The following is a 20049-nucleotide window of genomic DNA, read 5'->3' as shown; positions in this document are numbered from 1 at the left end:
GCGAGGTTTACGCTTCTTGACTACGATTGGCTTTTTCAACCAAGCCAGATAGACCTTGGCGACGAGCAAGTTCATCAAGGACTTCTTGTGGATCAAGGTCGAAGTAGCCGAGCATGACAATACTGTGGAACCATAAATCTGCAACTTCATAAATCAGATCATGCTTATTTTCTAAAGAAGCATGTGCTGCATAATCTTTGGCTGCAATAATGCTTTCGACGCTTTCTTCACCGACTTTTTCTAAAATTTTATTGATGCCTTTTTTGTATAGGCTGGCAACATAAGAACTATCTGCTTCAGCTTTTTTACGTTCTTGCATCAAACGACCTAAGTGACTGAGTACGTCAACTTGTTCAGCCTGACCATGATCGTGTGCTTCGACTTTCGCAGATGCACCGTAAATTGCAGTTGGATCTTTCAGTTGAGCATCAACAATTTCCCAACCTTTTGGCGTGAGTTTACGATAAAAACAAGACTCACGACCCGTATGGCAAGCAATTCCGCCGTGCTGCTCAATTTGCAGAATAATCACATCGGCGTCGCAATCTAAGCGAATTTCATGCACGGTTTGGAAGTGCCCTGATTCTTCGCCTTTGTGCCACAATTTTTGACGTGAACGTGAGTAATACACGGCTTGATTTTTTTCAGCCGTCAGTTGTAATGCTTCACGATTCATCCATGCAACCATTAACACTCGACCAGTTTGATGATGTTGTGCAATGGCAGGAACAAGACCATTGGAATCAAATTTAACTTCATCTAACCAGTTTGACATGCGTGAAATCCGTTGTGGGCAAAGCAGCTAGTTTAGCGTTTGTGGCTAGGGTTGGCTATGCTTGTTGGGTAAAAAATGCTTTAAGGGCTGGGTTGGATATAAGTACCCATGAGTTGTTTATTTTCTATTTCGAGAAAGGGTAATGCAGAAGCAACAATGATCAGCATACCCCAAGGATAGCTTGACCAGAACCAAGCATCAACTAAAAAATAAGCACCTGTGATATAAAGCCAAATGTTTAAAATTCGAGGCAAATATGTTTGATGGATCAACAGAAGAAATATAAAGGGCAAGCTGTCCCATAAGATCACCCACGGAAATAGAGGGCTGATCACCAATTTTCCTATCGTCGATTTAGGATTTACTTGCCATTCAAGGAGTTGATAGTGGAAATTTAGAAAACAAAACAGGTTGGCAAAGCTTGGAAATAAAAACCAGCATCCTTTTCGAATCGCCTTGCCTTTATCCTGTCGATAGAGTGCCCATAGAAAACTATATTTCATGTTTTAGCCTTATTCTTATTGATGGAGCTTTTTATTTTTACCTATCGATATAGTTTGAGATTTCAATCAGGTTTTGATCAGGGTCACGAAGATAAACTGAGACAATTTTACCTACAGCACCTGTTCTCTGTATTGGCCCTTCAACAATCTTAATATTAAGCTGTTGTAGATGTTTAATCACCTCTTCTAATGGCGTTTCTGCAATAAAGCATAAATCTGCTGAACCAGCGGTGGGGTGAAAAGCTTTAGGTTCAAACTCTTTGCCAACCTGATGCAGGTTGATTTTTTGAGAACCCAATTGCAGTGCCTTTCGGTTGTTACCAAAGCTGATGATCTCAAAATTCAATGCGGACTGATAAAATTGACAGGTGGTTTTAATATCAGCAACTGTCAGTACCAAATGATCTAAATGACTAATTTTCATAAATAGTTTAGGTCTTAATAAATGTGGTTAATAATCAGTAATGGATTCATTGCTGGAAACCAAAGAATCATCATCCTTTTGATAGTGGGCAATTTGTTGATAATCTAGTTGCTGCAACATTCCTGTTTTTAAACCTGAAATGGTGATTGCCATTTCTTTACGAAAATAAGGGATTTGATACATCCACTGAAAAGTAAGATCACGTAAACCGCCTGCCAACCAGTGATCAGATTGATAGAGTGGGGTCAGTAAACGACTGAGGAATTGATAAAACTGGGTCGAGGAACGACGCTGTTGGTGATAGTTTTGCCACAACATTGCCCAGTCAATCTGTTGATTTTTCCTGGCACGCTGCAAGGACTGTGAAAAGGCCCATGCATCTAACAGTGCCATATTTGCCCCTTGCCCGAGTTGTGGGCTCATGGCATGTGCTGCATCACCCATGACCCCAATCCGCCCTTTTCCAAACTGGGACATCACGACATCACGGTATTGGGCAGATAACCATTGCGGTTGATTTTTTGCATCCAATAAAAGCTGTGGGTAGGGCGGTGAATCCCCAAGCCATACAGATTGGGGGCTGCCTGATGGTAATGGCTATTGACCAAAAGTTATTTATTGGCGAGTTACCCTTCAAGTCCTGTCACTTTTGCACCCAGTTTGAGGGCTTCATATAATACGCCAAGACGTTCAAAAACAGCTAAAACCGAAGGTTGTAGCAATAAACCAGCGCCAACAGGTGCAAGTTCATCGACCTATTCAAACAGTGTCACCTGATGACTTTGCCGAGCCAACAAAATCGCCGTTGCGAGCCCAACCGTCCCTGCACCAATAATGGCAAAATGAGGTGTTTTCATTAGTAATGAAAATTCACACCCAAAGAGGCATAGCCATATTTACGATCTAAACGTGAAGCAGTCACCCCGTTATAAAGAAAGGGAATATTACCTACAAAATTGCGTTTAAATAAATAACCTTCAACGAAAGGCGTAATATTCGGTGTAACGTCGTAACTAAAACGTGCGGAAAAAGTATGATTATCTTTCAATGCACTATTGCCAAAATGATTGACGCGATCATCAATGTCACTACGCCATAAACGCTGATATTGATAAGCAAGCTGACTTTCAAATTGTTGATAGCGCCAATTCCATGAACCTCCAATAGCGGCGTAATAAGCATCGTAATTTAAATCTTTATCGACATCCAGATTGAAATCGGATGCTGAACCTGAAATATTGAGTTCATTAATAATCGCATTGTCAATCTGGCACGGTTCAGCTAGAGAACCAGTGTAATGGTTGTTTTTATTAATATTCAAGTTGACTAAACAACCCTGATATTTGGCTTGGGTCTTTAAACTGTCAACTTTCACTTTGCTATAGCCTGTACTGACATACGCATTGAGTTGATTCATAGGATCCAGTTTTCTTGAAAAAATTGCATCAACCTGTAGCTGTATATCAGATGGATCATTGACCCGAACATCATTAAAGGTTCTGTTGTTGATGGTTGTCGGTGTTGTTTTCTTGAGCTGATCTGCGTAGTTGCCCCATAAGCTAAAACGTAAATCCAGAAAATCGTTTTTCTGTAGATTTAAATTTGGGGTATAGGTTGTGGCAACCAACCAACTTTGTAATTTATTGGTATCTTTTGAATAATCAATTTCACGCTGCCAAAAACCAGCTTCTAGTTCAAGATTTGGATAAAGTTGATATTTACCAACGATATGTCCACCTAAATAGTCACCTGCATTTTCTGAAGTTGCACCTTCTTTGGCACGGACATCGAACAGGTCAATGGTTTTATTGACGGCATCAATGGCAACATCTACATTCAAGGGTTGTGTTTTTCCTGAAAGTGAGTTGGCTTGTAAAAAAGTATCATGGGGTGCAGCATGGATGAAGGAATAGAGAAAAAGAGTAGATAACGGAAGTAATTTTAAATTTTTCATATAAATTCCTTGTAAATTACACATAAAAAAAGAGCTACTTATATAGTAGCTCTTTTAAGGTATAGTTACTTTTGAATGTCAACTTTAGCTAATACACCGCTACCTGACATACAGCTAAATTCAAAATTACAAACACTACTTTCATAAGCAAAGGTTAAGTTACCTAGAGTATTAGTCACAGCTATTGCTTGTTTTGAACCAGGTATAATAATTGCAGTAATGCGCGCAGAGTTGGCCTCTTTATTAAAATTATCTAACTGTGTTGCAAGAGTAGGTGAAATTGATTTCAATGTTGTACTATTTAGTGCAATTTTACCATTTGATAATACATTAATCTCATTAGCTAGACCAATTTGAGTCTTTATATTAGATTGGGTTGAGCCAATGAAAATTACAGAACCTTGTGGTAATACCGCTTTGGTTAAAGTCCCATTACTATAAGTTAGCTTAAGATCACTTGCGTAAAGAGAAACAGATTTATTATTTGATAGCGAGTCAAATTGTAAAGCCGCACCTACAGTCGTCGTTGCATCTTTATATGTGCCTGCACCATTTAAAGAAACCAAAATATTATCTAAACTCGGAACTTTAATTGCATTACCATAAGAATCATCTAGCTGCTTAAGTGTGAAATTTATCTCACCGATACTTAAACCTTCTAGTTTGAGATGGTTTGGATTGAATTGATCGGCACTGATTACAGCTCCATTGTCAATCTGCACGCCTGTGGCTGTTTCAATAGCAGTAATGGCATCTGTAATCGCTGTCGTATCAGTATTATCTTGAGCTAATTGAGTTGAAATGATCGCTAACTTGGCTTGTACCTTAGTTGGATCCTGTATAAGGACTTCTGCTAATGTTTGAACCAGATTTTGTGTAGTAACTGCACTTTTCTGTTCTATAATCGCATTACCCGCAACTTTGATTGCTTGAGTCGTACTTACATCAGTAAGAGCATTAATTGCAGTTTCTGTATTTTCAACATTCTTTGCGATTACATTTGCTGTTAAAGCAGCAAGGTTTTGACCTGCTTCATTAATATGATTTTTTAGTTCACCTTCAGGCAGTTGATCTTTAACGGCATTGACAGTTTGGGTAACGATTTTGCTGACTAGGGTTGAATCACTGAGGCTTGTTGCAACGGTTGTATTTGCTAACTCGTTTGCAAGCACAATAATGACCGCTTGGCTGACTTGCTCTGAGCTAAGGCTGGAATCAAGAGGGGTTACAGCTTTAGTTATTTGTTCGATAAGTTGCTGAGCCGCGACTGTCTTGGTTAGTAAGGTTTTATTTGTTAATGGATCGGTTTTAAGTAAATCACCAACATTACCCAAGCCTAATGCAGTCGCAATTTTTTGTGCTTGTGCTTCGCCCACTTTTGAGATCAATGTGGTAATTGGAGTAACAACAACATCGATACCTTGAGCATCTGTCAAAGAAATTTTTGGTGCTTCTAGTGTAGCTGTAAATGGCAGACCTGTAGTCGTATCCTGTCCACCTGTCACTTTCAATGCGCTTGCAGTACATCCTTGTGGGAAAGTAAATACCCCATTTGCATCTGTAGTCGCAGTTTTATCCTTACATGCAGTTGCTTCATCAGTAAATGTAACGGTTGCATTGGCAATAGGACCATCTACCACACGTCCTGTCAGTGTTGCTGCCGCTGGAGGGTTACTTCCAGATGATCCCCCATTGCCTCCACCACAAGCTGTAAGTAAAAGGGCTGAAGAAACGGATAAAGTCAACAAGCTCAATGACAGTTTTTTTGATTTAAACATTATATTATTCCCCGAATATCGGTATTTTAATTGATTCCTGCGTAGTTATAGCAAAGTTTTATAGATGTGATAATGACTTTTTTAAATTTTTTAAGTAAAAATGTATCAATATAAGACATAATAAAAAGCTTGTTTATTTAATCTAATAGGACTTACGCACTATCATTTATAGATTCTCTGTGGTAGCAGATGGTTTTTATCGACAATAAAGTCATCAATGAAGTCTTTGATGATTGGTCTAAATAATTTCTTCTGCCAATGATATACATTTTCAAAGATCCGCTCAAACTGGTTCTTTTGTATCTCGACGTAGGCCATCAAGGCTGAAAAAATATGATTCAAAATCAGTTTAGATCGTCTTACTTGAAACTTTTCAATATGACAAACCTGTTTAATCACTCGGTGATATTGTTCTATTTTGCAATGACTTGAATGTAATTCATGAAAACCCTCAAAGGACAATAAATCATCTTCATCTTGATACACAATATAAAACCTCTGCTGTTCTTTTAACTGAGTCTTAAATAATTGTACAAAGCCAAAATCTTTGAGCCAGACCACTTGACCCTGATGGAAATCTGGCAATAAACGCAGTTGAAACCATTGTCCTTTTTCTGGGGAAACCTTACGGTTACAGTCGATACCAAACATAAAATGAAATATTTACGTTATAAAAAATCCCTTGTCAGAGCAAGGGATTTTTGAACTTATTTCATAATTCGCCAAACTGCAATCAGTGCACTTAATACGATTAAAATGATGGAGACAAACCAAGGACTAATAATCGCAATGGTGAGCATAATCAGCATAGTGCTACCAAACATCCAACTACGGCGTTGCTGTTGTTGCATTTGTAAGCGCATTTGCTGAATTTCACGGAGTTGCTTATCTTGCCAAGCCGATTGATTTTTTAAACCATTTAAACTATCAATTAATAATGTTGGTAAATCTTGAGCGCCTAATAATAGATCTGGAATCTGTTGTCCAATTTCCTTGATATTTTTAACAGGATTCATATTGGCTTTGACCCATTCGGTCAGAATCGGCTTTGCCAGTTTCCAAATATCGAGTTGTGGGTAAAGATCTGTGCCTAAGCCTTCTACGTGTACCAATGTTTTGAGTAATAGCATCAATTGCGGCGGAATTTCCAAATGGAAACGACGTGCAATATCCATCACCTGAATCAAAATTCCTGCGAAATCCAATTGATCCATCGGTTTTGATACCATTGGACCAACAGTGCGGCGTATTTCACGTGACAAGGCATCTTGATCTGTGCCTGGTGGAATCCAACCTGCTTGATGTACGATCTGAATCAGTTGCATAAAGTTGCTATTCATTACTGCAAGCAACATACGGGCAACTGTCATTTGGTCATGTTTGGACAGTTCACCCATGATGGCGCAATCTAGAGCAATAAAACGCGGATTACTTGGGTTAATGGTTTCAACAAACACATTGCCGGGGTGCATGTCGGCATGGAAAAAGTTGTCACGGAACACTTGGGTAAAGAAAATGGTCAAACCTTTTTCTGCCAAGTCCGCACGGTCCATACCCAAACGATCAAAGGTCGCAATATCAGAAATTGGCACACCCGTGATGCGTTCCGCCACCATCACGTCTTTACTATCCATATAGACTTCAGGCACATACATCATGCTGGAGCCTGTAAAGTAGTGGTGCATACGGCGAGTGTTGTCCGCTTCCAGACTCAGGTCAAGCTCATTGAGGATAATCTGACGGTAGTCCTGAATGATCTCGGACAGGTGCAGCGCACGGGCAGCTTCCAGACGGTTTTCCAGCCAGTCACCCAGCCATGCCAAAATTTCAAAGTCCTGAAGAATCTGGTTGCGAATATCAGGACGGGTGACTTTTACCACCACTTCACGACCATCATGTAGAGCCGCAGTATGAACTTGTGCAATCGATGCGGCAGCGAGGGGTTGCTCATCAAAGCGAGAGAATAGTGTGGATACATCAGCCTTGAGCGATTCTTGGATGCGTTGTTTTGCCAATTGGGTGTCATATGGTTTGACACGGTCTTGTAACAACACCAATTGTGATAATACTTCTGGTGGAATCAAATCACGGCGAGTAGAGAGCAATTGTCCAAGTTTAATGGCTAACGGACCCATATCCTCTAAAGCTTCTTTAAGCTTGAGTGGATTTTTTTTCTCTCGACTTGACCATGCCGCAGGATGGGTTTTGATAATGTTTAGGGCATGACGGGCTTTTACTGGTAATTCTTCCGCAGGGAACAAGGTGTCAAGGCGATAATGTGCTGCAATACGCCAGAGTTCGAGTAACCGTGTAACATGCGGAATCATATAAAATCTTACCTAGTCTTGTGAGAAATGTTTTGCTGGATTAAATGAAGCGTGTAACTGTTGCAACCTTGCTTCTAAACGATCTAATTCTTGATTGAGTTGACGTGTCTCGCGATGAAGATCATCCATTTGCCAACGTGGTGCAAATAAACCACTATCTTCTTTTAAAGTATCTTCAATAAAGAACAAATGGCTTTGTAATGAACGCTTGAGTTGTTTGGGTGCAAGTCGAATCTTACCCAATTCATGTGCCAGTTGTGGACCAATCCAAGGCGATAAATGCGCAGCGAGATCAGGCTCTGCTTGCTGTATAATTCTTTGAATATCTTGTAATAAATGGTAATCGCCTTGTAGGGGAATATTGCCAATCTGGTCCATATCACTGAGCAGGAGTTTGACTAATTCGACCACATTGGCGACATGCAGGGTGGCTGTGGCATCTGTAATTTTATTTTGGACATCGTAGGGACGCTGTTCAAATATTGATGGGGTTTGACTGTGTCCAGTCACGGTAGGTTCCAGACGAACTTTATTTTCATCAAAAAAAACATCAACCGAGAGCTGTGGATGATCGATCACAACCCGCAATAATTGACCTTGTAGCTGATTGAGCTGAATACGGGTAATCGCATCCAGATCAATCACCTGATGAATGATACGTTCGACTGCACCCAGTGCTAAAATCGACCACATATCTTAAGCCTTAAAGTTTGAATCCGCGGTGAACTGCAACAATACCACCAGTGAGGTTATGGTAGTCACAGCTTTGGAAGCCTGCATTTTCCATCATGCCTTTGAGGGTACGTTGGTCTGGATGCATACGAATAGATTCTGCAAGGTATTTATAGCTTTCAGAGTCATTGGCAACGAGTTTACCCATGATTGGTAATGCAGTGAATGAATAAAGATCGTAAAGCTTAGAGAATGGTTCGAACACAGGTTTAGAGAATTCGAGAACCAATAAACGACCACCTGGTTTAAGTACGCGATACATGGCTTGTAGTGCGGCATCTTTATCCGTCACGTTACGTAAACCAAAACTGATAGTCACTAAATCAAAACTATTATCGGCAAAGGGTTCTAAAGTTTCAGCATTGGCAAGTACGAAATCAACGTTAGTACAGCCTGCATCAATCAGACGATCACGACCTACATTTAGCATGGATTCATTGATGTCTGAGAGTACGACATGACCTTGTGGACCGACTTCACGGCTAAATACTTTTGCTAAGTCACCTGTACCACCAGCAATATCCAGTACATGTTGACCACGGCGAACACCTGACATATTAATCGCAAAACGTTTCCAAATACGATGGATACCGAATGACATCAGGTCATTCATAATGTCGTATTTACTTGCGACTGAATGAAAAACTTCAGCAACTTTTTGTGCCTTATCATCACTGCTTACAGTTTGATAGCCAAAGTGAGTGGTTGCTCCAACATTTCCCGTGTTGGCACCACGTGGCAAATTATATTTTGGTACTGATGTATTCGGTGTTGATGTTGAACCTTGTTGTAACGATTGCTGTTGACCTTGAGGCGCTCCTTGAGGAAGTGGAGAACTGAGAAAAGGACTGACTTTGTCTGAACTTGGGTTTTGCTCAACTTCTGGGGTGGGCTGTTGGTTTTCGTTAGACATTGTTTTCTCCTAAACTTTCGCTCTAGTGGCACGAATCAGCAAGCATGATGACAGATTTTGTATTTTTTTACAGGGTTTAGCATATCATTGTTATGAATAATATACAGAAAGTCACACGCTCAAAAGCATTTTTAATTTTTGTTTTGGAATTCAATAATCCCTCCGAATACGAAGAGGGATGGCTATCAATTCAATTTAGTCACGAAATGGGTTTGGGTGACCAGCGTGGACTTTTTCGATGATTTCACGTTCTTTTGCCGTAAATGTTTTGATAAACGTTGCAGCAGACTTCATCGGTTTCATTGCAGCAAAACCTTCTTGGATAAAATCGTACATAGGTTCAAATTGATATTTGGTTGCAATGCCTTTACACATTTTAAAAGCCGCATACATCATCGTAGAGCGCATATACTTATCTAATGTGAGACCAAGCTCGTCAAGTAATTGTAATTGTTCATAACGTACATCGCCTTGATCGAGTTTGACTAAGGTCTGGCGCATGATTTCATCAGTGAGTGGTGTTTCCAAAGGATAATCTTTGAGTAGTTGTTCTGCGACTTGTTCATCGAGTTGAGTGGCAAGTACAGCAAGACTGACCGATTTTGTTCCTGTTTTAATTGCATTTTCAGGGAGTAAGCTTTCTGCTTTATGTGCATATTTCAACAGGCGTTCGATTTGCTGTGCAATTGCCTCAAAATCAGGACCGCCATACAAGCGATTAAGAAAATACTGTGCCATCAGTTGATTTTCAGGCAGAGCAAAAAATTCTTTATGGGTTTCTGCGATGCGTGCTTTCATCCACGCTTGTACTTCATGCAGACGTTGCTTAAGTGCTGGATTTTGGTGGTAATTCAGAGTTTGGTATTGTAATAAAAGATGATCAAATGCAGCGAGTTTTGACATATTCGAACTCAAATAAAATAAAACCAGAAAATCATAGGCTGCATCATAACGAAGAACCATGACAGCATAAACTCTAAATGTCTAACAATCGGTCATTATGTTGATACACGGATTGAGTTCTACAGAAACTGTACAAGGGTTTTGCATGCAGTGAAATAGATTTCATTATACTTATTCTTAATAATGAGCCATTTAGAGCCGAATATGAGTATACAACAACCCAAATTTGAATTACGTGATGAAGATGCGTTGTCTTTAGATTTGATTGAAGCGCAATATGCCTTAAAAGATAGCCAAGATAAAAAAAATGCAAAAAGTGTTCTGATTTTAGTAAGTGGGATTGAATTAGCAGGGAAAGGTGAGGCGGTTAAGCAATTACGTGAATGGTTAGATCCACGCTATTTAAGAGTTAAAGCAGATGCACCACGGTTATTAACGACCTATCAAACTTTTTGGCAGTCTTATACGCGTTTTATTCCTGCCGAAGGTCAGATCGTGGTGATGTTTGGGAATTGGTACAGTGACTTGCTTTCAACCGCCATGCATGTGTCAAAACCATTGGATGAAACATTGTTTGATGCTTATATCGAACAGATGCGTTCTTTTGAACATGATTTACAACATAATAATGTGCATGTGGTCAAAGTTTGGTTTGATTTATCGTGGAAGTCTTTACAAAAACGCTTAGACCAAATTGATGCTTCTGAACAACATTGGCATAAATTACATGGTTTAGATTGGCGCAATAAAAAACAATACGATACGTTACAAGGTTTAAGCCAAAGATTTACTGATGATTGGTTTGTGATTGACGGTGAAGACGAAGCTCTACGTGATCAATGTTTTGCTCAATACATATTGCAAACATTGCAAGAGTTGCCTGACCATCAAACTAAAGTCACCGAAAAATGGCAACAAGCACAGATTCCCACAGCACTGTTAGAACCTTCAAAACAAAGCCTAGATAAAGATGACTACAAAGAAGAATTGAACAAATTAACCAAAAAAGTAGCTGATGCATTATGTTACGACGAACGAAAAGTGATTGTTGCTTTTGAAGGTATGGATGCCGCAGGTAAAGGGGGAGCAATAAAAAGAATTGTTAAAAAATTAGATCCACGTGAATATGAAATTCATAGTATTGCTGCACCTGAACGTTATGAATTACGCCGTCCTTATTTGTGGCGTTTTTGGAATAAGCTGAATGATGGCGGGAAAATTACCATCTTTGATCGTACATGGTATGGTCGTGTTTTGGTTGAGCGGATCGAAGGTTTTGCTTCAGTCGTTGAATGGCAACGTGCTTATAATGAAATTAATCGGTTTGAGGAAAATTTGGTTGATAGTCAAACCGTGATTGTAAAAATTTGGCTTGCAATCAGTAAAGATGAACAAGAAGTTCGATTTAAAGATCGTGAACAAACTCCACATAAGCGTTTCAAGATTACTGAAGAAGATTGGCGTAATCGTGATAAATGGGACGATTATTTAAAAGCCGCTGCAGACATGTTCGAACGAACCAACACAGATTATGCGCCTTGGTATGTAATCGCTACGGATGATAAAAATACAGCACGGATCGAAGTTTTAAAGGCGATTTTAAAACAACTCAAGGCGGATTAAACCGCCTTGTCGTTATCAAATATTATGATTAAGCCACAATGGTACTACGACTTTTTTGTTGAATGCGTTTAGCAAGGTTATAGCAATCTTGAATATGTGCTTCAGTAATTTTACGCATCATAAAATAACCGAGGCTTGCAGCAACCAATTGTCCGCCTAAAGGAATAAACTTGGTCACTTGCTTGGTGGCAATTTTCGTGAAAAAACCATTAAAAGACTTTTTCATGGCTGTGCGCGCCACCACCAAACCTGAAAATTCAAAACCACGTTTACGTAGCTCATCCCAATGTACTTTTTTGGTTTCAGGATCATAGACACTGATATGTTCAGGTGCTAAACCAAAACGCGTATTAATATAAGGAATAATTTGAGTGAGCATGCCCAAATCAACGACCACATCAAAAAATGGGATGGGTACAATCGCTGCACCTGCAGACCAATATGCACGATTTTTGGTTAGTGCCAAACACTCTTCGCGAATTTGCTCCAAGTTTAAGTTTGGATCAATCGAATCAGGAATTTTTTCAATTTTCATAAAGTTATACCTAAAGTCTATCCCTCGATAGTACATTCAATCGGATTGAGTGGTGAATTTCAAAACAATTTATTTATTTCCTTGTATGTTTAACGTGACATAGTTACATGAAGTTGTATAGTGATAAATATGTATGTTTTCGTGCAATACAATAAGCATTCCTGATGAGGTCATATTTGTAGATGGGTATTCATGTTATTCAAAGTCAAAGCCTTGAAGTGTTATTACAAGGTGTGATGGCATCAATCACCCAATCGAGTTCTTCTCCATTTCAGGTATTTCAAACTCAGCATTTTATTGTTCCCAGTCCTGCACAAGAACAATGGTTGACGCAGAAAATTGCCGAACAACAAGGCATGACTGCCAACTATCAATTTCATCAACGCATTCGTGGTTTTCAGTGGTATGCATACCAGCAAGTATTAGAAAATAAAGAACAAGTGCGTAAAGCCAATATTCCGCGTTTGATTTTAAAGTGGCGTATTCATCAAGCTTTACAGCCTTTTATTCAACCCGAACAGAATACTGTTGTGAATGAGCACCCTTTATATTCAATTGTGCAACGGATTTACGACAGCGCCGATCAACTGCAACAAGGCACTGAAAAACAAATAAAAAAACAAAGTATGCTGTATTGGGTGGCGGAGCAAGTTTCGCAGCTGTTTAGTAACTACATGATTTATCGCGGTCATTGTCAACGCGGCTGCCAAAGCAATTGTACCTGTGTGGGGAATTGGCTATCGAGTTGGGGACAGAATAAAGCCTTAGATATCGAACAATTGATTGCTCAAACAGATCAACAAACTTCAGCCTTTAGCCTACAACAAACCGAACAATTAGAAGCTTGGCAGCGTTGGTTGTGGCAAAACTACTTTCATGATGATTTTGTTGAAATACAAAGCATTGATGCTGATTTTTGGCAACTTCTAGACGATCAGCAGACACGACCCCGAGCTTTGGCACAACTGCCAAGTCAGGTGATTGTATTTACGATTTTAGATTTACCACCGAGCCAACTGCAATTTTTACGTCGTTTGGGGCAATATCTAGATGTGGTAATTTTGCACTATAACCCATCACAAGAATATTGGGCTGACAGTGTCGATCCACTCTGGAAGAAGCGTTATGACTTGGGGGTGAAAGAGCGCTATATCGCCAAACATCCCCATGCCAGTGATGCAGACATTGCCGTATTCTTCGACAGTTTTAGTCTGGGGTTTAATGCCTTAAATCGTGAATCACGACATCCCTTACTGACACGTTTGGGCAAGCAGGCACGTGACCACTTTTCACTGTTGTCACAACTGGCAACTGGAGATGAAGGTAAGTGGGTCGATGCTTTTGTGGAGCAGTTTCCTGAAACGCTACTGGGTAAAATTCAGTCTGATATTTTCTATTTAGCTGAACCTCAGCCTCAGCAATATGAACTTGCGCCTGAGGACGAGTCAATTCAGATTCATGTTTGCCACTCAAGTGTGCGACAGTTGGAAGTCTTAAAAGAACAGTTGCTGTATTGGTTATCTCAAGTAGATACGACACCGCGTCGCCCAAGTGATGTGCTGGTTTTGACCCCGAATCTAGCCGAGCTTGAGCCTTTAATTCGCAGTGTCTTTCCAGCGGTTGCCAATGAACATGAGATATTTTTACCTGTTAAAATTGCAGGGGTGGCGCAGTTAGATGCCTTAAACGCATGGCGTGCTGTACTTGGACGTTTGCAACTGACACAGGGTCGTTTTACGCAGGATGATTTTGCGGATTGGCTTAATCTTTACGCGACGCAGCAGTGTTATGGATTGGACTATACGCAGGTGCAACGCATTTTAGCCTTGCTCAATGATGCTGGTTTTAAACGTGGTTTAGACGAACAACACTTAAAGCAAAGTCTGAGTGACGAAGATCAAGACTACCGTTATAGTTTTAAATTTGCTTTGGACCGTTTGGCTTTAGGAATTGCTGTGCCTGCCCATGTGATAGTGCAGGATATGCTCAGTTATGCCTTGGTGCAGCCAAGTGATTTTGAACTGATTGGTATTCTGATTCAGATCTATCAAGATTTAGCAGCGCGTCGAGATTGGTTGGTGGCACATGAACAAGGCCAACGTTTGCCGGTCGAGTTTTGGCTACAGCGAATCAAGGCGGATGTACAGGAGTTTGAGCAAGCCGATGTGGTTGCTTTAAAAGCAATCCGTGAAATTATTCAGAAGCAAGAACGTATGCTGACTTTGGCCAGCTATTATGAAGATACCGAAACCCAGTTACGTCAAATTTCCTTGCCTTTGCCTTATATTATTGAGGAAATTCAACGCACTTTAGAAAGCCAGTCTGCGCAAGTTGAACCGACAGGACAAATTACCTTTAGTCAGATTGGACAAATTCGCCCGATTCCTTATCGGCTGATTGTACTGTTGAATTTGGATACGGGTAAATTTCCAAATCGGGACAGTCATATTCCGTTTGACTTGATGGATGCACTGCGTCAGCAATTGGGTGATCGTTCTCGTTTGGAGGATGATCAGGGGGCATTTTTGGATGCCATCTTATTGGCACAAGAGCAGGTTTGGCTGTTTTATAATGGCTTTGATCTCAATGATGGCGAAGTCAGAGAGCCATCCAGTGTGTTGCAGGGCTTCCGTGATCATTTGGCTTTGATTGTAAAACCGACGAGCAGCGAAGATGGTTCTCCTTTATCCGAAGTGGATTTGGCTGGATTGGATGCTTTGCAGGTCCCCACACAGCTTTATCCGCTGTATCATTTACATCGGTTACAGCCTTTTGATCCACTCGGCTTTGTCTCGGATCGTCCTGTGCGCTTTCAAGACCAATGGTTTAAGGTCGCTTCACAGATTCAGCAGATGAAAGGTGAGCGGCAAGCATGGGTCAATACCGTCTATCCCGTTGAACAAAATGAAATGATCATTTTGGAGAGTCAGCAATGGATTCAAGATATCAGTTTCCCTGCGCGGCTGTACTTAAAGACCTTAGGTGTGGAAAATTTAACCGCAAAAGAATTGGTCGATCAAGCTGAACCGTTATTACTCGATGGTCTCGGTAAATATGCCATTCGGCATTTTTTACAGCAGCAGGATGATCAGCTCTCTCCGAGTCTGTTGCAAGATCAGTTGCCTGTTGGCAAAGTTCAGCACAGTGCTTGGCAGCAAAGTCGCTTAGAGCAGCAACGCTTGTTGGAGCGCTTGCAGCAGTATGCCCCAGCGCCGACTGAAACCACGCAACGGGTTTGGCGGGTCTCGAAACAATTACAAATCGCCTGTGTGACCCCGAAACAACTGACTCAAGATTGGGTCAGTTTGGATGCTTCCAGTGCACGTGCCAAACGCTTTGCCAAAGTCTGGCTGGAATATCTGCTTTGGCTGGCGCTAATCAAGAGTGACGCTGCTACAGAGAAGCGCCGAATTGTGGTGTTTAGTGATCAGACGGTGATTTGTGAAGGCCTAAGTTCACAACAGGCGCAGCATTATTTAAATGCGTGGTTACAGCTTTGGCACGATGCACAGCAGCAGCCTGTGGTCTTGCCTGCTGCCTTAGCGTTAAAGCCTTTGGAAAAAGGCAAGCAATATGAGTGGATTGAGCTGGATTCAACTCAGGTTTTAACTGAAGAGAGTCAAAAGCAAGTATTGAAGGACTGGAATGATACGGGGGATTTCTCGGGTTTTGATATGACTCAGAATGAAGCCTGTAAATTGCACCGCGATTGGCAGTTCATTTTGCAAGAGCAAGATGCAACCGCTTTATTACAGTATGCCTGTGATCATTATTCCTATGCGTTGTATCAACCGATTTTTGAATTTTTACGGGTGGAGTAAGACATGAACTCAAAGTATCCAGTGTCTTATCAGCCGATTGGAGATATTCAATTTGAAGGGCTGCATTTAATCGAAGCCTCTGCAGGAACAGGGAAAACCTATACGCTATCCAGTTTGATGGTGCGGATTTTCTTAGAGAAATATCTGCCTAATCAGGTGATTGCCACCACCTTTACCCGTGCTGCAGCAGCAGAACTGAAAACGCGTATCCGTCTACGTTTGGTCGAAATCCTTGAATTTTTAGAGCCTTTTCGTGATGTATTGGAACAAGATATTCAGGCCAAGGCATTACAAGAGTCTGATCCCTTAAAACAACAGGTCTTACAAAACTTTGCGCCACGAATTGCCTATGCCTGTGAACGGCTAAAATTGGTCATCGATCAATTGGATGAATTATTTGTTGGAACCTTGGACAGTTTTAGCCAAAAGCTATTGCGTGAGTTTGCCTTTGAAAGTGGCAAAATTGAACGCGCAGAAATTACTGAGGATGCCAAAAGCTACACCCGTCAATTGATTCATGATGTGTTACGGGAATGGATTCAGACCCAACCACAGCAAGTGATTGATTTTTTATATATGAGTCAGCAACTAAAGAGCGTAGATCAGTATATTAAAGTGGTTGAAGAAAGTTTAAATTTTAGTTCAGCACATTTGAAACAAGTAGATTTGCCTGTGTTTAGCACAGTTGGGTTTGAATCATGCTTGCATCAGTTCGCAGCAAGTTCATCACAATATTTACAAGAGTTACAGGATTATTATCTACTCGATGGTGCATATTATAAATTTATTAATAAAAAGGCTTTTGCAAAAGATCGTTTTCATTTCATTTTTCAAACAGGCTTAGTTCGGCTGGCTCAGCAAATTCAAGAGCAGGGTATAGATATTTATTTTGATCAAAAGGCGTTCAAAGACGTCGATGTTTTATTTTTAGATTCCAAAGGACAAGCTCGAAGTAGTATTTTTAATAAATGTGATCAAAGCATTCAGGACTGTTTTTACCAGCATCCTTTGATTCAGTTATTAAAAGATATTTGGGAGATGAAACTTAAAATTCAAAATGATTTAGATCAATTCAATACCTATTTACAGTTTCATCTTTGTCAGCAAGTCAAAAAGCGTTTGCCTCAAGTGTTGCAGCAAAAAGGTGAAACCACCTTTGCCCAGCAGATTAAAACCTTGTCAGATGCCTTAAAGGGCGAGCAAGGACAATCTTTCGCGGTATTTGTACAGTCACGCTATCCATTGATTCTGGTGGATGAGTTTCAGGATACCAACCAAGATCAAGATGATATGTTGGCCAGTATCTGGCGTCATCCGCAACGTTACCAAAAAAGCTGCATGATTATGGTCGGTGACCGTAAACAGGCGATTTATGGCTTTCGTGGCGGCGATATGCTGACCTTCCTGAATGCCTATCAGGATATTATGGCCAAACAGGGGCGTGAGTATAAGTTGGTGCATAACCACCGTTCGGTGAAAGAGCTGGTGGAAGTGGTGGATGTGCTGTTTCAGCGGCAAATGGATTTTGGCGAGCAGGTGATCTATGACCCGATTCAAGCGGGTTCGCGTCCACATCCTGCCCTGATTGACAATGCACAATTTAATCCGCAACCTTTACGTTGGGTACAACTACACGAAGGCAATGAGCAGGCCACACAGGTGGCGTGGCAGATTCAGCACTTACTTAATCAATCGTATTTAAAACAATTGTATTTAGAGGGTGATGTTCCGACTGCGATTGATGAAGATGATATTGCTATTCTTTCGCGTACCCACCCACAACTGGACGAGGTGCAGTATGCACTGGAACACTTGGGAATCCGTGTCAATCGGCCCTCAAAGCGCAGTGTGTTTGATTCAAAGATTGCACAGGATATAGGTGCTTTACTCACGGCCTTGCTGCATCCCTATGATGAAGCCAAACTCAAACGGGCTTTACTTAGCCGTTTATTTGGCTTTGATCTTGCTCGACTGTTGGCCTTAGAACAAAGTCCAGAGGGCTTGAGCCATTATATTCAGCAATTCGATGACATCCGTGAAATGTGGCTGAATCAGGGGTTTTTGGTGGCATGGCAACGCTGCCTGAACCAGTTTGGTATCTGGCAGCAACTGGTTGCAACGCAAAGCAAGGACAATGAACGTGCCGTGGTGAATCTGCGCCATCTCACTGATATTCTGAGTCAACACAGTGAACATGTACAAGGGATGCAAAACCTCTATCACTGGTATTTAAAGCAACTCAATTCTCCAAGTGACCGTGAATGGGAACTGGAACATAAGCTTTCCAGTGAAGCTGGGGTGCAGTTGATGACCATCCACCAGTCCAAGGGTCTGGAATTTAAAATCGTCTTTTTGCTTGGAGCAAATAAAGCAGCACCAGACTCAAAAAAAGAGGCTTTAAATTTCTCAACGACAGAAATCCAGCTGCCAGAAACAGGACAAACACGAACACAGCGTGTGGTGGCGATTGCGGATAAAAACTTTCTGCAACAGAATGAGCTGGATCAGCACCAGCAACGGGCGCAGGCTGAGCAGAACCGTTTGTGGTATGTGGCGTTGACCCGTGCCAGCCATCGGGTCTATGCGGTGTTTGAACCTGAAAAGGGTGATAAGAACAAACTGTCAGGATTGGCATTCTGGAAGAATCAGGGCGATCACTTTCAACATTCCTATAGTGCCGATGCTGAGCTGATCTTAGTACGACCACAAGCCTTACAGATGCAACAAACTCAACAACAGCGCATACTGTTGGCCCAAACACTGCCGACACAACGTTTTTATTCGCGTGGGAAAACCAGTTTTAGTTATCTGGCACAACATTTAAAGCACAAAGCGACTCGGGCTGATCGCTTGGCCAATATAAACACTGATTTTGAGCAAGCAGAAGATGAGCTGAATCTTACAGAATCGAAAAACACAGCCACAGCTCAGCCGATTGCCTGGATTAAACAACACTTTCCGAGAGGAACGCTGGCTGGAAATTTCCTGCATGAGATTTTTGAACAGATTAATTTTCAGCAACCCCACATGTGGGTAGAAGAAATTCGCCGTCGTTTTAAAAATACCTATCAAAGTTTATGGTCAGAGCTACTATTTCAATATCAACAGCATTTCCCTGAACAAGAAAATAGCGAGCAACAACTGTATCAATGGATTGCTGATTGGCTTGGTGAGGTATTACACACGCCACTCAATCAGGGTTTTCAGTTAAAGCAATTAGCTGCAGGACAATACTTGTCTGAATGTCCTTTCTATCTGGCTTTATCAGATCGAGTGTTGGCGATGCAGCGTGTACAGCAGCTGTTTGAGGAATATGGCATCGAAATGCCAGAGTTACTTGAGGCTAAATCTGCCCGTTACTTAAATGGCTCTATTGACTTGGTTTACTTCGATGGTCAGCGTTACCATATTGCCGATTATAAGAGTAATTATCTGGGAGCGGAGCAACTGGATTATCAGCAGCCTCAGATTGCAGAAAGTATGTCGTTGTCGAGTTATTGGTTACAAGCAGCGTTATATCTTGTGGCACTACATCGTTATCTGTCGGTGAAATTGCAGGATTATGATATACAGCAGCATTTAGGCGGCGCATCTTATCTGTATTTGCGCGGCATGAATGGGCAGGCGCAGCAAGGCTGTTACTATTGGAAACCTGAGGATGAGTTTATTTTACGCTTAGATGCGATTCTTGGATATTTCGCTGAGGATAAAGCTGAGAAAATGGTGTAGATAAAGTGCGTGATTTTAAATTAAACAAAATC

General features: G+C 41.0%; 13 protein-coding genes and 2 pseudogenes. 3 read left to right on the top strand and 12 right to left on the bottom strand.

Annotated features, from left to right (window positions below):
* Positions 1 to 7 precede the first annotated feature (7 nt).
* The 11 genes and pseudogenes from hisIE to F908_RS13270 form a co-directional block, all read right to left on the bottom strand.
* A complete protein-coding gene (gene hisIE, locus F908_RS13320) occupies positions 8 to 775 on the bottom strand; it encodes a bifunctional phosphoribosyl-AMP cyclohydrolase/phosphoribosyl-ATP diphosphatase HisIE (RefSeq protein ID WP_005162890.1) in 768 nt (255 codons plus the stop codon).
* An 80-nt stretch (positions 776 to 855) separates the two neighbouring features.
* Entirely contained in the window at positions 856 to 1278 is a 423-nt protein-coding gene (locus F908_RS16145) for a hypothetical protein (protein ID WP_005162889.1), read from the bottom strand.
* Positions 1279 to 1315: 37 nt separating this feature from the next.
* Positions 1316 to 1702, bottom strand: a complete 387-nt coding sequence (locus F908_RS13310) for a VOC family protein (RefSeq protein WP_005162888.1) — start codon at positions 1700 to 1702, stop codon at positions 1316 to 1318.
* Positions 1703 to 1729: 27 nt separating this feature from the next.
* A pseudogene (locus tag F908_RS13305) lies at positions 1730 to 2559 on the bottom strand (FAD-dependent oxidoreductase).
* Positions 2559 to 3656 (bottom strand): hypothetical protein, encoded by a 1098-nt coding sequence (locus F908_RS13300; protein WP_005162882.1) that lies wholly within the window; start codon positions 3654 to 3656, stop codon positions 2559 to 2561. Before F908_RS13300 ends, F908_RS13305 begins: the two are co-directional and overlap by 1 nt.
* Positions 3657 to 3721: 65 nt before the next feature.
* Entirely contained in the window at positions 3722 to 5434 is a 1713-nt protein-coding gene (locus tag F908_RS13295; RefSeq protein WP_005162877.1) for a carboxypeptidase-like regulatory domain-containing protein, read from the bottom strand.
* Positions 5435 to 5596: 162 nt separating this feature from the next.
* Positions 5597 to 6088, bottom strand: a pseudogene (locus tag F908_RS13290) (transposase); the annotation flags it as partial.
* Positions 6089 to 6141: 53 nt separating this feature from the next.
* Positions 6142 to 7761 (bottom strand): ABC1 kinase family protein, encoded by a 1620-nt coding sequence (locus tag F908_RS13285; protein ID WP_005162869.1) that lies wholly within the window; start codon positions 7759 to 7761, stop codon positions 6142 to 6144.
* Positions 7762 to 7773: 12 nt separating this feature from the next.
* The gene (locus tag F908_RS13280; protein ID WP_005162862.1) at positions 7774 to 8454 is read right to left on the bottom strand and encodes a ubiquinone biosynthesis accessory factor UbiJ; all 681 of its coding nucleotides are present in this window, start codon (positions 8452 to 8454) and stop codon (positions 7774 to 7776) included.
* Between the two features lie 10 nt (positions 8455 to 8464).
* The gene (gene ubiE, locus F908_RS13275) at positions 8465 to 9406 is read right to left on the bottom strand and encodes a bifunctional demethylmenaquinone methyltransferase/2-methoxy-6-polyprenyl-1,4-benzoquinol methylase UbiE (RefSeq protein WP_004659241.1); all 942 of its coding nucleotides are present in this window, start codon (positions 9404 to 9406) and stop codon (positions 8465 to 8467) included.
* A 195-nt stretch (positions 9407 to 9601) separates the two neighbouring features.
* Positions 9602 to 10309 (bottom strand): DUF8198 family protein, encoded by a 708-nt coding sequence (locus F908_RS13270; RefSeq protein ID WP_178882992.1) that lies wholly within the window; start codon positions 10307 to 10309, stop codon positions 9602 to 9604.
* Positions 10310 to 10513: 204 nt separating this feature from the next.
* On the opposite strand from F908_RS13270, the gene F908_RS13265 reads away from it, so the two are divergent.
* Positions 10514 to 11932 (top strand): polyphosphate:AMP phosphotransferase, encoded by a 1419-nt coding sequence (locus tag F908_RS13265; RefSeq protein ID WP_005162857.1) that lies wholly within the window; start codon positions 10514 to 10516, stop codon positions 11930 to 11932.
* A 28-nt stretch (positions 11933 to 11960) separates the two neighbouring features.
* On the opposite strand, the gene F908_RS13260 is transcribed toward F908_RS13265, so the two are convergent.
* On the bottom strand, positions 11961 to 12467 hold the full coding sequence (locus tag F908_RS13260; RefSeq protein ID WP_005162854.1) for a hypothetical protein: 507 nt from the start codon (positions 12465 to 12467) through the stop codon (positions 11961 to 11963).
* Positions 12468 to 12649: 182 nt separating this feature from the next.
* Between F908_RS13260 and F908_RS13255 the strand changes: the two genes are divergently transcribed.
* Together F908_RS13255 and F908_RS13250 are read left to right on the top strand one after the other, a co-directional pair.
* Positions 12650 to 16288: an exodeoxyribonuclease V subunit gamma gene (locus F908_RS13255; protein WP_005162851.1), complete on the top strand. Its 3639-nt coding sequence runs from the start codon at positions 12650 to 12652 to the stop codon at positions 16286 to 16288.
* A 3-nt stretch (positions 16289 to 16291) separates the two neighbouring features.
* A complete protein-coding gene (locus F908_RS13250) occupies positions 16292 to 20017 on the top strand; it encodes a UvrD-helicase domain-containing protein (RefSeq protein ID WP_005162850.1) in 3726 nt (1241 codons plus the stop codon).
* Positions 20018 to 20049: the final 32 nt, after the last annotated feature.

Source organism: Acinetobacter sp. NIPH 284 (assembly GCF_000369425.1).
Lineage (GTDB): Bacteria > Pseudomonadota > Gammaproteobacteria > Pseudomonadales > Moraxellaceae > Acinetobacter.
The sequence above is the reverse complement of the archived record's forward strand: the minus strand, read 5'-3'. Positions and strand labels throughout refer to the sequence as shown.

Bases quoted from the DNA above. Each gene is read 5' to 3' on its own strand.
- hisIE (WP_005162890.1), bottom strand. From the start codon at position 775: ATGTCAAACTGGTTAGATGAAGTTAAATTTGATTCCAATGGTCTTGTT.
- F908_RS16145 (WP_005162889.1), bottom strand. From the start codon at position 1,278: ATGAAATATAGTTTTCTATGGGCACTCTATCGACAGGATAAAGGCAAG.
- F908_RS13310 (WP_005162888.1), bottom strand. From the start codon at position 1,702: ATGAAAATTAGTCATTTAGATCATTTGGTACTGACAGTTGCTGATATT.
- F908_RS13300 (WP_005162882.1), bottom strand. From the start codon at position 3,656: ATGAAAAATTTAAAATTACTTCCGTTATCTACTCTTTTTCTCTATTCC.
- F908_RS13295 (WP_005162877.1), bottom strand. From the start codon at position 5,434: ATGTTTAAATCAAAAAAACTGTCATTGAGCTTGTTGACTTTATCCGTT.
- F908_RS13285 (WP_005162869.1), bottom strand. From the start codon at position 7,761: ATGATTCCGCATGTTACACGGTTACTCGAACTCTGGCGTATTGCAGCA.
- F908_RS13280 (WP_005162862.1), bottom strand. From the start codon at position 8,454: ATGTGGTCGATTTTAGCACTGGGTGCAGTCGAACGTATCATTCATCAG.
- ubiE (WP_004659241.1), bottom strand. From the start codon at position 9,406: ATGTCTAACGAAAACCAACAGCCCACCCCAGAAGTTGAGCAAAACCCA.
- F908_RS13270 (WP_178882992.1), bottom strand. From the start codon at position 10,309: ATGTCAAAACTCGCTGCATTTGATCATCTTTTATTACAATACCAAACT.
- F908_RS13265 (WP_005162857.1), top strand. From the start codon at position 10,514: ATGAGTATACAACAACCCAAATTTGAATTACGTGATGAAGATGCGTTG.
- F908_RS13260 (WP_005162854.1), bottom strand. From the start codon at position 12,467: ATGAAAATTGAAAAAATTCCTGATTCGATTGATCCAAACTTAAACTTG.
- F908_RS13255 (WP_005162851.1), top strand. From the start codon at position 12,650: ATGGGTATTCATGTTATTCAAAGTCAAAGCCTTGAAGTGTTATTACAA.
- F908_RS13250 (WP_005162850.1), top strand. From the start codon at position 16,292: ATGAACTCAAAGTATCCAGTGTCTTATCAGCCGATTGGAGATATTCAA.